At 41.0% G+C, this 15,295-nt stretch carries 12 protein-coding genes and 5 pseudogenes; 2 read left to right on the forward strand and 15 right to left on the reverse strand.

Annotated features, from left to right (window positions below; genetic code table 11):
* Nucleotides 1-53 precede the first annotated feature (53 nt).
* The 9 genes and pseudogenes from NKR21_RS15715 to NKR21_RS21420 all read right to left on the reverse strand — a co-directional run.
* Nucleotides 54-578 carry a type 1 glutamine amidotransferase domain-containing protein gene (locus NKR21_RS15715; RefSeq protein WP_144456235.1) on the reverse strand — a complete coding sequence of 175 codons (525 nt, stop codon included), beginning with the start codon at nucleotides 576-578 and terminating at the stop codon, nucleotides 54-56.
* A 90-nt stretch (nucleotides 579-668) separates the two neighbouring features.
* Nucleotides 669-1,622, reverse strand: coding sequence for a methyl-accepting chemotaxis protein (locus NKR21_RS21385; RefSeq protein ID WP_391509412.1), 954 nt, complete (start codon nucleotides 1,620-1,622; stop codon nucleotides 669-671).
* Nucleotides 1,614-2,657 (reverse strand): annotated as a pseudogene (locus tag NKR21_RS21390) (HAMP domain-containing protein); the annotation flags it as partial. The pseudogene NKR21_RS21390 and the gene NKR21_RS21385, both read right to left, overlap by 9 nt.
* Before the next feature lie 165 nt (nucleotides 2,658-2,822).
* Nucleotides 2,823-3,770, reverse strand: a complete 948-nt coding sequence (locus NKR21_RS21395; protein WP_372585418.1) for a methyl-accepting chemotaxis protein — start codon at nucleotides 3,768-3,770, stop codon at nucleotides 2,823-2,825.
* Nucleotides 3,762-4,799: pseudogene (locus NKR21_RS21400) on the reverse strand (HAMP domain-containing protein); the annotation flags it as partial. The pseudogene NKR21_RS21400 and the gene NKR21_RS21395, both read right to left, overlap by 9 nt.
* A gap of 177 nt (nucleotides 4,800-4,976) precedes the next feature.
* Nucleotides 4,977-5,927 carry a methyl-accepting chemotaxis protein gene (locus tag NKR21_RS21405; protein ID WP_372585417.1) on the reverse strand — a complete coding sequence of 317 codons (951 nt, stop codon included), beginning with the start codon at nucleotides 5,925-5,927 and terminating at the stop codon, nucleotides 4,977-4,979.
* Nucleotides 5,922-6,968 (reverse strand): annotated as a pseudogene (locus NKR21_RS21410) (cache domain-containing protein); the annotation flags it as partial. The pseudogene NKR21_RS21410 and the gene NKR21_RS21405, both read right to left, overlap by 6 nt.
* A 124-nt stretch (nucleotides 6,969-7,092) precedes the next feature.
* Nucleotides 7,093-8,043 carry a methyl-accepting chemotaxis protein gene (locus NKR21_RS21415; RefSeq protein ID WP_390801478.1) on the reverse strand — a complete coding sequence of 317 codons (951 nt, stop codon included), beginning with the start codon at nucleotides 8,041-8,043 and terminating at the stop codon, nucleotides 7,093-7,095.
* A pseudogene (locus NKR21_RS21420) lies at nucleotides 8,035-9,084 on the reverse strand (cache domain-containing protein); the annotation flags it as partial. The gene NKR21_RS21415 and the pseudogene NKR21_RS21420, both read right to left, overlap by 9 nt.
* A gap of 156 nt (nucleotides 9,085-9,240) precedes the next feature.
* Here NKR21_RS21420 and NKR21_RS15740 point away from each other — a divergent pair.
* Complete coding sequence (locus NKR21_RS15740; RefSeq protein WP_144456244.1) at nucleotides 9,241-9,981, forward strand: protein-glutamine gamma-glutamyltransferase; 741 nt, start codon at nucleotides 9,241-9,243, stop codon at nucleotides 9,979-9,981.
* 21 nt (nucleotides 9,982-10,002) lie between these two features.
* On the opposite strand, the gene NKR21_RS15745 is transcribed toward NKR21_RS15740, so the two are convergent.
* The 6 genes from NKR21_RS15745 to NKR21_RS15770 all read right to left on the reverse strand — a co-directional run bounded on the left by NKR21_RS15745 (nucleotide 10,003) and on the right by NKR21_RS15770 (nucleotide 14,180).
* A complete protein-coding gene (locus tag NKR21_RS15745; protein WP_012011071.1) occupies nucleotides 10,003-10,251 on the reverse strand; it encodes a hypothetical protein in 249 nt (82 codons plus the stop codon).
* A gap of 24 nt (nucleotides 10,252-10,275) precedes the next feature.
* Nucleotides 10,276-11,307: an NAD(P)H-dependent flavin oxidoreductase gene (locus NKR21_RS15750; RefSeq protein WP_144456246.1), complete on the reverse strand. Its 1,032-nt coding sequence runs from the start codon at nucleotides 11,305-11,307 to the stop codon at nucleotides 10,276-10,278.
* 16 nt (nucleotides 11,308-11,323) lie between these two features.
* Nucleotides 11,324-11,725, reverse strand: coding sequence for a secondary thiamine-phosphate synthase enzyme YjbQ (locus NKR21_RS15755; RefSeq protein WP_012011073.1), 402 nt, complete (start codon nucleotides 11,723-11,725; stop codon nucleotides 11,324-11,326).
* Nucleotides 11,726-11,858: 133 nt separating this feature from the next.
* A complete protein-coding gene (locus NKR21_RS15760) occupies nucleotides 11,859-13,151 on the reverse strand; it encodes a hemolysin family protein (RefSeq protein ID WP_012011074.1) in 1,293 nt (430 codons plus the stop codon).
* Nucleotides 13,152-13,199: 48 nt separating this feature from the next.
* A complete protein-coding gene (locus tag NKR21_RS15765; protein WP_041816317.1) occupies nucleotides 13,200-13,874 on the reverse strand; it encodes a zinc metallopeptidase in 675 nt (224 codons plus the stop codon).
* Between the two features lie 81 nt (nucleotides 13,875-13,955).
* Nucleotides 13,956-14,180, reverse strand: coding sequence for a YuzI family membrane protein (locus tag NKR21_RS15770; protein WP_012011076.1), 225 nt, complete (start codon nucleotides 14,178-14,180; stop codon nucleotides 13,956-13,958).
* 117 nt (nucleotides 14,181-14,297) lie between these two features.
* Between NKR21_RS15770 and NKR21_RS15775 the strand changes: the two are divergent.
* Nucleotides 14,298-15,059 (forward strand): annotated as a pseudogene (locus tag NKR21_RS15775) (ion channel); the annotation flags it as partial.
* Nucleotides 15,060-15,295: the final 236 nt, after the last annotated feature.

Raw genomic sequence — 15,295 nt, forward strand, 5'->3', positions numbered from 1 at the left:
GGTGAACATGATGTGCAAGTTCGCCCTTTGTTTTTTTATTTTGAGTCCATTGATTATGTTGCCGCTAACACATCCGCAAATGCTTTCACATATGGAGGGAGATCTGGCGGACGTCTGCTCGAGATGATGTGACCATCTGTGACGACTGCTTCATCAAACCAGTCCGCTCCAGCATTTGTCATATCATCTTTAATACCAGGTGTGCTTGTCACCTTTTTGCCTTGCAGGATTCCTGCTGAAATCAGCACCCAGCCAGCATGGCAAATCTGCCCGATTGGTTTCGCCTTTTCATCAAATGAACGAACGATATTTAACACTTCTGGATAACGGCGCAGTTTATCTGGCGCCCAACCTCCTGGGACAAGCACGGCATCATATTCATCTGCTCGAATGGAATAAAAATCCTTATCAGATACAGCCGGCACACCATACTTCCCGATGTACTCATGATTTGCTTTTTCTCCTACAAGGTGCACAGTTGCCCCTTCTTCTCTTAAGCGCAGAACCGGATACCATAGCTCTAAATCTTCAAAATCATCACTGACTAGCGCAATGACCTTCTTATCTGATAAACGCATAACATCTCTCCTATTCTTTCGATTTCCTCTATTGTACGAGATGATTGCTTAAAAAGAAAAGCGGTTCCCCTTGAGGAGAACCACTTGATCTTATTCGTTGATCTTGAACTTTTTAATTAAATCACGTAATTCTTCCGCCATTTGGGAAAGAGTCGTAGAAGAAGAACTAATCTCTTCCATAGAGGCAAGCTGCTCTTCAGCAGATGCAGCGATATCTTGGATGCTTGCTGAACTTTCTCGTGATACATCTTCAATTTCATTCACTGCTTTTGAAATTTGCTCAGATCCTTTTGAAAGCTCGCGTACTGTTGTATTCATGTCATTAATTCTTGTAGCGATCTCCGCTGTTTGCTGATTAATTTGTGAAAAGCTTTCTTTCGTTTGATCTGTAATGGAAAGACCATTCTTCACTTCTTCATTTACTGATTTGAACATATTTTGAGATGTTTCGATTTCAGATACGATTTCTTTCACAAGCTTTTCAATCTCTTTTGCTGAATCTGATGATTGAACTGCAAGTTTACGCACTTCCTCTGCAACAACAGAGAAGCCTCTGCCTGACTCACCTGCACGTGCTGCTTCAATGGCTGCATTGAGTGCAAGTAAATTCGTTTGATCCGCAATGCCGTTAATTACGCCTAGGATGTTTGTGATGTCTTTTGATTTATGCTCTAGTCCGTTGATTACCCCTTCAGCTTCTTTCACTGAATGGTCGATCGTCTTCATTTGGCCAACGGTTTGCTCCACAAGCTGTCCACCTGATTCGGCGACTGTTCTTGATTGAATCGATGACGCTGTGATGACATCAGATGTTTCTGCGACTTCGTTCAGTCCTTCATTCATTTGTTTTAAATGAGCCGCACTTTGCTCCACCATTTCGCTTTGATTTTCGTTGCCGTTTGAGAAAGTTTCAATAGATGATGTAATATGTTCGGTTGCTTTTGTCGTTTGACCTGCGCTTGCCGTCAGTTCTTCAGATGAAGAAGCCACATTTTCTACAGATGTTTGTACTGCTTGGATGACATCTCTTAATGACTCACTCATCTCATTAAAGCTTGTGCCTAGCTGTCCAATCTCATCTTTTGACTGGACATCAATTTTTTCTGTTAAATCTCCCTCACTGATCTTCTTTGAAGAAGAAACAAGTATAGAAAGTGGTTTTGTAATGGAACGGATAATCAAGAAGATTAGAATCCCACCAATGATGAGCGCGCCAGCTAAAATGATAGCGGCCATGTTAAAGACTGGCTGTGCAGCTTCTTCCACTTCTGTCACAAACATCGTACCGACAATTTTCCAGCCCGTCGCTTTGTTTGTGGTGAATTCCATTTGCTTTTCTTTTCCTTCAAACATATAACTCATAGAACCTTCATCTTGTGAATAAAGCTTTTCTAGCCATTCACCAGATAATTTTGTTCCAGCTTTTTTCGTAGGATGGGCCACAAAGGTGCGATCTGGACTTCCGATAAAGGCATAGCCTTGTTTCCCAATGTTTATGCTATTTGATTCTTTTACTAGATTCGCAATGTCTAGGTTCATTGCAATGACTCCTGATCCGTCCTCTAACTTTTTAGAGATGGTGACGACAAGCGTACCTGTAGAAGCTGTTGGATAGGGTGCTGAAACAGACAGCTCTCCATTTTTCGCCCAGCCGTCTTTATACCAATCCCGCTCCGTTGCGACATAGTCAGCAGGCATTTTTTTGTTAGGATATCTCGAAAACACTTTGCCATCACTTGAAGCGACAAAAATACCTTCTGTGTCATCATTCATACTCATGAACTGCTCAAAGCGCCCTTGAATATCTGTCGTGCCTTTTTGCTTAAGCTTTTTCTCCGTGATCCATTTGCTAAAGAAATCGGCTGCGTCTGTTTTCACTTTCACAACCTTCGTAATATTTTTGTCTAGCTGTTCGACATTTTCCTTTGCACTTTGCATGATTTGATCATTTAAAGAAGTACTCGCCGTATGATATGAAGAGAATGCCAACACAATGATTGGACATAAAAGAATAAATAAGAAAGAGAGTACGAGCTTTTTTGAAATAGATGGCTTTCTGAAATACTGTATGAATTTCATAAAAAAGAAAACTCCTTTTAGTAAGATAGTATATATATCGGAAGTACTACTAGGTTGTTTACTTTTTTAACTTATTAAAGTCTAAATAAGACCAAAATACCCAAATTATATGTATTGAACGGAAAAAACACCTGACGCCAAAACGTCAGGTGCTTCCCTATACTCTTATATTTTAAATTGTTTAATGAGCTCTCTTAGCTCTTCTGCCATCTGAGATAACGTAGCAGAGGAGGAACTGATTTCTTCCATAGATGCCAGCTGTTCTTCTGCAGATGCTGCGATATCTTGGAAGCCTGCGGAGCTTTCTCTTGAAAGCTCTTTGATTTGATTCACCGCATGTGAAATATCATTTGAGCCATGCGAGAGTTCTTTGGCCGTTCCGTTCATTTGTTTCATTTGTTCTGTCATTTCTGATGTTTTATCGGTGATTTTCTCAAAGCTAATTTTCGTTTCATCTGTAATATTTAATCCAGATTGTACTTCACCCGCTACTTGTTTAAACATGTTCTGAGATTTTTCAATTTCCTCTACAATCTCGTTCGTCAGGCTTTCAATTTCCTTTGATGAGCTTCCTGATTGCTCTGCCAGCTTACGAACTTCTTCTGCAACAACAGAGAAACCTCTACCTGCTTCTCCTGCTCGTGCGGCTTCTATCGCAGCATTTAAAGCTAGGAGATTGGTCTGGTCGGCAATGCCGTTAATGACCCCCAGAATGTTCGTTATATCCTTTGATTTCTGCTCTAAGCCTTGAATCACAAGCTCTGCTTCTTTTACTGCCTGCTCGATGGTTTGCATTTGCCCTGCTGTTTTTTGAACAAGTTCTCCACCAGCCTGAGCCGTTTTGCTTGAATCAATCGACGATTCCATCATATGAGAGGTCGTATTGACCATATGGGACAAACTGCGATCCATTTCGTTCAACTGGACTGAGCTTTTTTCGATCATATCATTTTGATGTTCATTGCTGTTTGAGAACTGTTCAATAGATGATGTGATATGCTCAGTGGCTTGAGCGGTCTGTCCCGCACTGGCTGTTAACTCTTCAGAAGAGGCGGCCACATTTTCAATGGAATTTTGGACAGCTTGTATGACTTGTTTCAGCTTTGCTGACATGTCGTTAAAGCTTTGCGCAAGCTTTCCGATTTCATCGTGCGTACGAACTTCAATATGCTGGGTCAGATCACCCTGACTGATTTTCTCAGCCGATTCAGAGAGCGCTATCAGTGGCTTTCGGATTGATTTAATAATAAAATAAATCGCGATTCCGCCTATGGCAATCGCAACTGCCAGTATGATCATTGTTAAGTCGAGTACTGGCTGTGCAGCTTCTTGAATTTCGCCAACATACATCGTTCCAGCCAGCTTCCAACCTGTTGATTCATTTGTGTCAAAAAACATTTGCTTAGGCTGTCCATTGTATTCATATTTGAAGCTGCCTTGTTTTTTATCATACAACTTCGTGATGAAATCACCTGTCAATTTCTCCCCAGGCTTGTCTGTTTTATGGGCAATATAATGCTGATCAGGAGTCGCAACAAACGCATACCCTTCTTTACCAATCTTGATGCTGTTTGCATCTTTTATGATCGTGTTCAAGCGCATGTTGATCCCAATCACACCAGATCCATCTGCTAACTGTTCTGATATTGTGATGAGCAGGTCATCAGATGACTTGTCGACAAAAGGGTCTGAAATGATGAGTTTCTTATCTCCCATCGATTGTTGAAACCAAGGTTCGTTTTTTGCACTCGCGGCACTATCTTTATGAATCTCGGAATATTTGGTTAGTTTACCATTTTGATCTGCAATGAATACTTCCACAATCTCTTCGTCGGTTTCCGATAATTGCTCTAATTTGACCTTAAGTAAATCCTTGTTTTTAGAAGTCAATTCGCTCTTTTTCACTGATTTGGACAAATAAGAAACGATATCAATTTTAGGCTGTACATCTTTATTAATCAGTTCGTTTAATTGCTGAACACCATTTGCAGCACTAGACATAATCTCATCATTGAGAGATTTGGATGCCACTTCATAAGAAAATGCTGCCAATACGAGAATTGGCACTAGGAGAATCGCTAAGAATGCAGTAATTAATTTCTTCGACATTGTAAAGTGCTTAAAAAAGTTGATTTTTTTCATGACTCTACTCCTTTTGAATTATGATTTGTGGTCTTTCCCTTCTATTCTTAGGTAATATGAATTATTTTTCAAGGCTTAATGTTCAAAATCTAATCAAAATAAGTAGATTTACCTAATTCTTTTGATTTACTCAATGGAAAAAGAGCCCTTTAGCTGAAGGGCTCTTTTTTATTCTGTCTATTCGACTTTAAATTTGCTGATTAAATCACGCAATTCTTCTGCCATTGATGAAAGTGTAGCAGAGGAGGAGCTGATTTCTTCCATAGATGCGAGCTGTTCTTCCGCTGAAGCCGCAATGTCTTGAATGTTTGCGGAGCTTTCACGTGAGACGTCTGCAATCTCACGGACAGCCTCTGACACATGTGCAGAGCCATTTGAAAGCTGAACAACTGTTTGATTCATTGTTTGAAGCTTGTCAGAAATTTCTTTTGTCGTTTCGAAAATATTGTGGAAGCTGACTCTTGTTTGTTCAGTGAAGCTTAAGCCTGATTGAACTTCTCGATTCACCGCAGTGAATACTTCCTGTGATACATCGATGTCTTGAACGATTTCTTTAATCAAATTCTCGATTTCTTTCGCCGAATTGGCTGATTGAACAGCTAGTTTTCTTACTTCTTCTGCTACAACGGAGAAGCCTCTGCCGGATTCCCCAGCTCTTGCTGCCTCAATTGCTGCATTTAGCGCAAGTAGATTCGTTTGGTCGGCAATTCCATTGATGACACCTAGAATTTGTGTAATGTCTTTTGATTTACTTTCAAGAGCGCTGATGACGTTCTCTGCTTTTTTCACGGACTGATCAATGACATTCATTTGAGAAGCTGTTTTTTCGACAAGCTGTCCGCCTTCCCCTGCGATATCTGTTGATTTGATCGATGAAGCAGTAATGGATTCAGCCGACTCATTCATGTGCTGAAGGCCACGGTTCATTTCATCTAACTCTTCTGAGCTAGATTCGACTTTGTCATTTTGACTTTCATTTCCATTTGAGAATTGTTCAATGGCTAGTGTTATATGCTCTGTTGCTTTACTTGTTTGCCCTGCGCTAGCGGTCAGTTCTTCTGAGGAAGAAGCGACATTTTCGACTGAGGTTTGGACGGCACCAATGAGGGTTCTTAATGAGTCAATCATTGTATTAAAGCCTTTCCCAACTTGGCCAATTTCGTCATCTGATTGGATCTGAAGCTTATCGCGCAAATCACCTTCGCTGACTTTTTTCGAGAAGCGGGCAAGGTTGGATAATCTTTTAGATATAGAGCGGACGATAAAGAAGATGAGGGTACCTGCTACGATAAGCGTCACACTGAACACAATAAGGGCTGTATGGAACACGGGCTTTGCTGCATCTTCTACTTCTGATACGAGCATCGTTCCACCAATTTTCCAGCCAGTTAATTCGTTGGTCACATACGCAACCTTTTTATCTATGTCTTTGAGTGTGTAGCTGCCGCTTCCTTCTTTGTTTTGATAAATAATTTTGGCTAGATTCTCATTGACCTGACTTCCTGCCTTTTCGGTCGGATCTGCTAAAACTGTTTTATCTTTCTCCATGATGAAGGCATAGCCTTTTTGCCCAATTTTGATTTCTTTTAACTTTTGAATCAGGGTGTCAATTTCCATATCAAGTCCAATAACACCTGAGCCATCTTTCATTTTTTGAGTAATGGTGATGACCACCTTGCCTGTAGAAGCTGCTACATATGGTTTTGTGATGACTTGTTTGCCGTTTTCTGCCTTGAGCGCTTCTTGATACCATGGGCGCTCTCTTGGATCGTAGCCATCAGGCATCTTTTGAACAGGATATTGCATAAACAATCCTTTTTCGGAGCCTGCATAGATAGCGGAAACATCTTTTTCATTAATTTTTCCAAATTGCTGCAATTCTTTAATGGTCGCACTTCTATTTTTTTCTTGGAGATTAGACGCTTTGAGTGAATCTGTAAACAGAGCCACAGCATCTGCTTTATTTCCTATATTCTCATTGATTAAAGTATCAAATGCATTGACTTGACTCATTGCACTGCCCATAATCTGTTTGTCTAGCTCTGTCTTTGATGTAAAAAATGCACTAATTGTCAGTGCAGTGGTTGGCAGGATAAGGACTACCAAAAAAGCCATGATTAATTTTTTTGAAATGGATGGTTTTTTTAACCATTGGATCATTTTTCCCATTTTCTCTTTCCCCCTTTACTTCTCTAAAGTTATTATCGGATGAAAGGTTTAATTTTACAGGCTAGACATGCTGTTTAAACATAAAAAAAATACCCAAACAATTCTGGGTATTTTTTCATCATTTTTAATCAATTTTGAATTGACTTGTGAGCTCTTTTAGTTCCTCTGCCATGTTAGCAAGTGTCACGGAAGAAGATGAAATTTCTTCCATAGAGGCCAATTGCTCTTCAGCAGAAGCCGCAATGTCTTGAATGTTTGCCGCACTTTCTCTAGAGACTTGGCGCATCTCCTGCATAGCTTGTGAGACTAGCTTCGAACCGCTCGATAGATCAATGGCTGTATCGTTTAATTGCGTCAGTTTTTTCGACATTCCTTCTGCCGCCTCATATATGTTCTGGAAGCTTTCTTTTGCTTCCTCTGTCATACCAAGTCCTGCATGTACTTCTCGATTGACCGTTTTGAACATATCTTGAGATTTAGCAATTTCTAACACAATTTCTTGAATGAGCTTTTCTATTTCTTTCGCTGAGTCTGCCGATTGAACAGCTAGTTTTCTCACTTCTTCTGCCACGACAGAGAAGCCGCGTCCTGATTCTCCTGCTCTTGCTGCTTCGATCGCTGCATTTAACGCAAGAAGATTCGTTTGATCTGCAATGCCGTTAATGACGTTTAAAATGCTTGTAATATCTTTAGACTTAAATTCTAATTGCTTCATGACTTGTTCTGCTTCTTGTACAGATGTATCTATATGTTTCATTTGGCTCGCTGTGCTTTCAACAATTCGGCCGCCTTGACCAGCTGCCTCTGTCGATTGAAGTGAGACAGAAGCCACTTCTGATGACGTTTGTGACATGCCTTGTAATCCTTCATTCATTGCCACAAGCTGATTCGTACTAGATTCGACTTTCTCGTTTTGTGCGTCATTTCCATTTGAAAATTGTTCAATCGACATTGTGATATGCTCGGTTGCTTGACTTGTTTGGCTGGCACTAGCCGTCAGCTCCTCGGAAGCGGAAGCCACATTGTCAACAGATTGCTGTACTGCTCGAATGACGTCACGAAGGGATTCACTCATTTTGCTAAAGCTTCTTGTGAGATCTCCAATTTCATCCTTCGATTTGGTTTCAAGGGTTTCGGTTAAATCACCTTCGCTCACCTTTTCTGAGAAATCAACAAGCTTTCGAAGTCCAATTGTAATGGAGCGAACGATAAAGAAGATCGCAATACCGCCAAGGATAAAAGAAGAAATTAAAAGAATAATGGCAGAATTCCAAACTGGCTGTGCTGCTTCTTCTGTTTCTGATACAAACATCGTTCCAGCAATTTTCCAACCTGTTAAATCATTTGTCACAAAAACGAGACGTTTTTGTTCTCCTTTATTCTCATAAGTTGACGTTCCTTCTTTTCCGCTGTAAAGGATAGATGAAATATTTTCAGTGACCTTAGATCCTGATTTTTCTTCTGGATGGGCTACAATTTGCTTGTTTCTATTTGCAATAATTGGATATCCTTCTCGTCCAATTTTAATGTCTTTGATTTTATCGACAATGTCTTGCACATCAATGTCAATTCCGATCGCTCCCGATCCATCCTTCAGACGCTGGGCAATCGTGACAACCATGCCGTTTGTTGTAGCAGAGATGTATGGATTGGTAACGACTGGCTTACCACTGTCATCCTGCATAGCTAGTTGATACCAATCGCGCGTTGTTGGATCATAGCCTTTTGGCATGTCTACTTTAGGAAACTGAATGAAATCACGCTTTTTACTCGCTGCATAAAACCCAACCACATCTTCATCATTGATTTTACTGTATATCTCGAAATGCTCATACAGTTCATCCTGATTGTTTTTCTTAAAGTCTGCAGCAGAAGATGTTTCAGTAAACAGTTTGACTGCATTTTCCTTATTCACAAGCTTTTGCTCAATCATGTCATTCAGTTCATTGACTCTTGCATTTGCTCCGTACATGATTTCATGATCTAATTCTTCTTTGGCAATCTGATATGAAATCGTACTGAGTGTAATAATTGGCAAGACAAGAACGAGAGTGAATGAAATAATCAGTCTCTTAGAAATCGATGGTTTTTTCAACCATTTTAGTGCATTTTTCATGTTTTTCCTCCTTTTAAACGATATGTTATATATCGGACAGGTTCATATTATTTTCATGTTTTTCAAATAAAAAGGATGCCTTTTTGTTTATTTCCACAAATTGATTCCTTGCCCAAGCACCTTGCATACGCTAATACAAAAGGGGGCGCTTTTCATATGATTATCCTTTCAGGACAGCCAGTGACAAATGAACAACTGGCTTCATTTCAGCTAGAAGGACAAAAGCGGATCATTCTGATGCAGTTACAAGCCTCAAATGATACGTTCCGCTACAGGCAAGCATCTGATTTGTTATTTGAAGTGACATTGAGATCGAACATTATGAATGCTGCAAGAGACTTGAATAAAAGTGGTGCTTCATTTGCTATCTTTCAAAGGTCTCGTGCAAATGACGCCTTTTGGCGCGTATCTGAAGCAGGAGCATTAGAGCTGCGCTATCAAGTCGAACCATCTAGGGGCATTAAAGACATTTTTGAAAATGGCTCACAATATGCATTTGAATGTGCCACCGCCATTGTCATCGTCTTTTATATGGGCGTCTTGCAAACGGTAGGAGACGAGAAGTTTAACCGAAGGCTTCGCAGTCTCACCTTGTATGACTGGCATTATGATACATTGTCGATTTATACAGAGCGCGGGAATGAATTTATCTATGGGGATTGTTTATATTTCGAGAATCCAGAGTTTAGCTATCAGCAGTCACAGTGGCGCGGGGAAAATGTGATTTACTTAGGAGAAGATCAATATTACGGACATGGACTTGGGATTTTAACAGCGGCAGAAATTATTGATAAATTGAATAAGAGAAGGCGGCCAGGTGCTGTTCAATCTGCTTATCTATTGCCACAGACCACCCGGATGGATGTGATTTATCTCAGGCAAATGTTTGGCAGCTAAAAAAAGCCTCTTGTCTAGTGGTTATGACAAGGGGCTTTTGTATGCCTTGCGCTTACGATAATCTTGTAGTGTACCAAGCATCGTGTTCGCAAGGATCTCCATTTTTTCTAAATCTTTTCTTGTGACCGGCGGATCGTGCCGGCTCCATTTTACATAACGAACAAAGTAGTAATGACGAATGGGCGTAAGGACGGCAGGAGAGTGCGGAAATTCATCAAACCAAAATTCAATTTGTCCTTTTTTTCGGTATGAATGTCTTAAAATGTCCACCCTTTCACACCACCCAACATGATTTTATATGTGCGTCAGTTCTTGCATGATCTCCTCAACGGTTAAAATCGAGTGAATACGGCCAACGCCCTGTCCTGCCCAAAGGGCCATTAGATCAGGATTTCCCGCCGCAGCGGCTGCTTTTCGCATTGGTGTCGTCCATACATGCTGAACCGGATAAGGAAGAACCCTATCTTCATTTTGTCTTTCTTGCTCCATCCACTGATTCACTATACCTCTTGCTCTTTTCCCTGAAAAAAGCCTCGTGATCTTTGTTTCACTGCTTTCTGCATGTAAAATTGCCTTTTTATATACGTCTGCCGCAGCACTTTCCTGACTGGCTAAAAATCGTGTGCCAACTTGAACCGCATCTGCTCCAAGCGCTAGAGCGGCTTCCACACCTGCTCGATCTGTAATCCCGCCTGCGGCGATCAATGGTACATGACAGATCGGCTTAACGTCAGAGAACAGGCTAAATAATCCCACAAGAGCATCTCCTTTTGCAGGTAAAAAGGTGCCTCGGTGACCTCCTGCTTCACTTCCTTGCAGAACAATGGCATCCATCCCTTTTTCCTCTAAAAGCAGTGCTTCCTCTTTTGTTGTGGCGGTTCCGATTAAAAAGATCCCCTTTTGTTTTAAGCGATGTATCGTTTTTTCATTTGGACAAGAGAAGGTAAAGGACACAATCGGTACGTCTTCTTCCAATAGAATGTTGATTTTCTGTTCAAAATCATGCCACAATTCCTTTTCACTCGGCAGGCTATCAGCTGATGGTCTTGCTGGCAGTTTCTTCTCCCAGAATGCAACATCCTCTTTTTTGACTTCAGAAATCGACTCTGGTACAAATACATTGACCTGGAACTGGCGAGTGGTCAGCTGTTTGACTTGTTTGATCTTCTGCCTCAAATGGTCAGGCTGCACATATCCACTTGCCAAACTGCCAAGTCCCCCGCATTGAGAAACAGCGGCTACCAGCTGCGGTGTCACGGCACCTCCTGCCATTGGTGCTTGGATGATCCCATATTTGATTTGCAGTAATTTCGTGATATCCCCCATTTATTTCCCCCACCTCTTACTCGTTTGATGACACCTGTATATAAAAATGGCGATGTCTCGGCCCGTCAAATTCACAGAAATAAATTCCCTGCCATGTGCCAAGGACAAGATCACCATGATGGATGAGAACATGCTGCGAGGCACCCATATAGCTAGCTTTCATATGGGCGGCTGTATTTCCTTCCATATGGCGGTCCTTCGGATGTTCCCATGGAAAGACTTCGTCAAGCCTCCGAAGCATATCTCGTTTCACATCTGGGTCCGCATTTTCATTAATGGTTATCCCTGCTGTCGTATGGGGACAGTAAACGATGACGCTTCCGTTTTGACTACCTGTTTCCTTGACATATTGATGGACCTCGCTGGTCACGTCGATCATCTCATCGCGTCTATTTGTTTGAATATTGATTTTCTTCATATGAGCGGCTCCTTTTTTCATTTCTATAAACCATACCCTTTTTATGTGAAGTCAATCACTGTTGATAAGTAGACGGCATTATCTTAACTAAAGTTTACCAAGTAAAAAAACCTCGTCAAGAGTTACGAGGTTTTTAGGAAAAGTGGATCTTTTTGATTTCAATGGTCCGAATATGATGGTCTTCCGCATCTATGATGGTAAATTCACAGCCTTCTGCTTCAATCGTATCGCCAATTTCAATATCAAATTTATGTGTCATCATCCAGCCAGCAATTGTATCAACATCATCATTATCTATCGCTAAATCCAATAAATCATTTACTTCATCAATCAAGGCTTTTCCATCCATGACATAGTGGAAGTCACCTTTTTTGACGATATGAGGTGTTTCATCCTGATCATATTCATCACGAATTTCGCCCACGATTTCCTCTAAGATGTCCTCTACTGTGACAAGCCCGGCTGTTCCTCCATATTCGTCTACGAGCACGGACATATGAATTCGTTCCTTTTGCATCAAAATGAGCAATTCTTGAACAGGTGTACTTTCAATCACCCGAATGACTGGACGCATTAAGTCTTCAATCGTCACATCTTGATTGAGGAAACTCGCCTTAAACACATCTTTGCTATTGATGACACCAATCACATGATCTTTATCTTCTTTTATGACGGGGTAACGTGTGTATCTTTCGTTTAGCATATAATGCGTCACATCATCAAGTGTCTGTTCAATCTCTATCGCTGAAATTTCTGTACGAGGGATCATAATCTCTCTCGCCACTCGGTTATCAAATTCAAAAATTTTATTCACATACTTGTACTCAGATTGGTTAATCTCGCCCTTCTCATAGCTTTCAGATAAAATAAGGCGCAATTCTTCCTCACTGATCGCCACTTCATGTTCTTTAACAGAATGAAAACCGAATAATTTCACAATGCCTCGTGCCGCCCCATTTAATGCTTTAATAAACGGGTACATGACTCTATAGAAAAAGATGAGTGGCTTTGCTGTCACAAGGCTGACTGCTTCTGCCTTTTGAATGGCAATCGTTTTAGGCGCTAGTTCTCCCACAACGACATGTAAAAACGTAATGATCACAAATGCGATGATAAACGATAGGATGTCGGTTAATGCGGAATGAAGCCCCAACTCCTCAAACAGCGGATGCAGAAAATGCTCGACCGTCGGCTCGCCCAGCCACCCTAAGCCTAAAGCCGTGATGGTAATGCCGAGCTGACACGCAGATAAATATTCGTCGAGATTTGATATGAGCTTTTGTACGTGAATGGCTCTCTTATCACCGCTTTCAATCAGCTGATTGATTTTAGAGCCTCTAATTTTCACAATCGCAAATTCAGTGACAACAAAAAACGCTGTCGCAGCAATGAGTAATATGACTAAAAATACGTTTAAAATATACAAAAAAACCCTTACCTAACAACGGTAAGGGCTCACCTCCTCTGGCATCAATTAATCATTACGGCCATTTAGGAAGATCATTACAAAACGGAGCAATTCAAACAAGGAGACAAGGGCAGCTGCGACGTACGTAAGAGCTGCCGCATTTAACACCTTGTTCACGCCTCTTTCTTCACTGCTTCTAATGATTCCTTCTGAAACAATGATATCTTTCGCACGAGAACTTGCATTAAACTCGACAGGCAATGTCACAAGCTGAAAGAACACAGCCGCTGAGAACAAAATGATCCCAAGCCCGATTAAGTTAAGGCTGCCAAGTAAGATTCCACCAAGGAAAAGAAGCGGGGCAACACCAGATGCAAAGTTCACGACAGGAAAGATCTTATGTCTCAAGACAAGCGCACCATAGGACTCCTGATGCTGCAAGGCATGTCCAACCTCGTGTGATGCGACTGAAATGGCCGAAATGGAATGGCCGTAGTACACAGGTTCAGATAAGCGAACCACACGCTGCGTCGGGTCGTAATGATCAGTCAAAGTTCCTCTTACCGGTTCAACAGGCACGTCGTATAACCCGTTGCGATCTAAAATATGTCGAGCGGTTTCCGCACCTGTTTTCATACTAGATGCTTCAACCTTTGAATACTTTTCAAAATTATTCTTTACTTTAAATTGTGCCCAAAATGATAATCCCAATGCGGCAAAAGTTAAAAAATAAAAAAACAGCATGCTCATCAGCTTCCTTTTTATTTTATATATTTATTTACAATTTTAATGACTTTTATGTAAGGTGTACAGAAAAAAGCACTAGGTCTTTTTAAGTGGGATCACCGTGCCAATGAAAAAGAAGAATACACCTAAGCATGCTGTATAAAAGGTGACCGTTCCGTATAAATCTTGAAAAAAGTGCAGCCATGAAAAATCATTCATAAAATGATTCACCGCATTTAAGTCAAACACAAGTAAGATCACCGCTGATGATAAAAAATGAGCACCGATAAAAAGAAGTACGGTCTTTTGAACGAACGACATTCGCATTCCCTCCTTCTTCTCTCTTATTTTAAGATATGGGAACTACATGACGAAGATGAAAAAATGTTCCTCAATCGGGCATACTGACAATAGCAGTCTCCTGAAAGGAAGAGTCCGATGAAATCAAACCGTATCTTTATCGCTTGGCTAAGGTGGCCACTTTATCTTCGAATTGTCGTCATCATTTGTTTCTTACTTCTTTTTTTCGGACAATTAATCGTTTTTCTCGAACCGAAGCAGTATCATACAATCTTTGATGGAATCTGGTGGGCAGTCATTACAGTATCTACAGTGGGCTATGGTGATTTTGTGCCGCAAACCATGCCAGGACAAGTCGCGGGTATGGCTCTAATTTTTATCGGCGCAAGCTTTGTCACAGCTTATTTTGCTACGCTTGCCGCCGCTGTGTTCAGCAAGCAGCACCATTATGTAGAAGGAAAGGTTGCTTTTAAGGGGAAGGGACATCTCATCATTATCGGCTGGAATGAGAAAACGAACAAACTGCTTCAGTCATTTCAAATGATTGACCCAGCTATGCCGATTGTGCTGATTGATGACTCCTTGAAGGAAGGACCTCTTCTAGAGAATGTTCATTTTATTAAAGGACACGGCACCGAGGATGGCACACTTCGCAAAGCCAATATTTCAGGTGCAGATGCACTGATGATTACCGCAGATCAGCACGAGAATGAAGTGACAGCTGATATGCAGAGTGTTTTAACATTACTTGCAGCAAAAGGATTAAATCCCTCGCTCTACTGTTTAATTGAAATCTTAACAGATCGATATGTGAAAAATGCCGAGCGTGCTGGCGCCAATCAAGTCATTCATACCTCTGATGCAGTCAATCATTTAATGGTCGAGCATTTTCTTTTAAAGGAGGATGACATAAAAAGTCGTAGAAAACGTTAGTATGGAATAACCTGTTCTAATAAGGTTTCGCTTATTGTGTTAATGGTTTAGAAAAGCGTAGAACGAGGTCGCCAATTTTTGTTCGTCCCTAATTCGTCCCCAATCCGTCCCCATAAAAAAACAGACCATGCAGGGTCTGTTTTAATTTTACCTATACGTTTTCTGAAGTTGTATAACGTTCGATCATAGTCGTGTTTCGATCG

Origin of the sequence: Bacillus sp. 1735sda2, assembly GCF_024159245.1 — a bacterium.
GTDB lineage: Bacteria > Bacillota > Bacilli > Bacillales > Bacillaceae > Bacillus > Bacillus pumilus_O.

Excerpts from the sequence above, each read along its gene's own strand:
- NKR21_RS21415 (WP_390801478.1), bottom strand. The coding sequence starts at position 8,043 with ATGAGTGAATCCCTTCGTGACGTCATTCGAGCAGTACAGCAATCTGTT.
- NKR21_RS15750 (WP_144456246.1), bottom strand. The coding sequence starts at position 11,307 with ATGGGGGATATCACGAAATTACTGCAAATCAAATATGGGATCATCCAA.
- NKR21_RS15755 (WP_012011073.1), bottom strand. The coding sequence starts at position 11,725 with ATGAAGAAAATCAATATTCAAACAAATAGACGCGATGAGATGATCGAC.
- NKR21_RS15740 (WP_144456244.1), top strand. The coding sequence starts at position 9,241 with ATGATTATCCTTTCAGGACAGCCAGTGACAAATGAACAACTGGCTTCA.
- NKR21_RS21405 (WP_372585417.1), bottom strand. The coding sequence starts at position 5,927 with ATGATTGACTCATTAAGAACCCTCATTGGTGCCGTCCAAACCTCAGTC.
- NKR21_RS21385 (WP_391509412.1), bottom strand. The coding sequence starts at position 1,622 with ATGAGTGAGTCATTAAGAGATGTCATCCAAGCAGTACAAACATCTGTA.
- NKR21_RS15770 (WP_012011076.1), bottom strand. The coding sequence starts at position 14,180 with ATGTCGTTCGTTCAAAAGACCGTACTTCTTTTTATCGGTGCTCATTTT.
- NKR21_RS15715 (WP_144456235.1), bottom strand. The coding sequence starts at position 578 with ATGCGTTTATCAGATAAGAAGGTCATTGCGCTAGTCAGTGATGATTTT.
- NKR21_RS21395 (WP_372585418.1), bottom strand. The coding sequence starts at position 3,770 with ATGTCAGCAAAGCTGAAACAAGTCATACAAGCTGTCCAAAATTCCATT.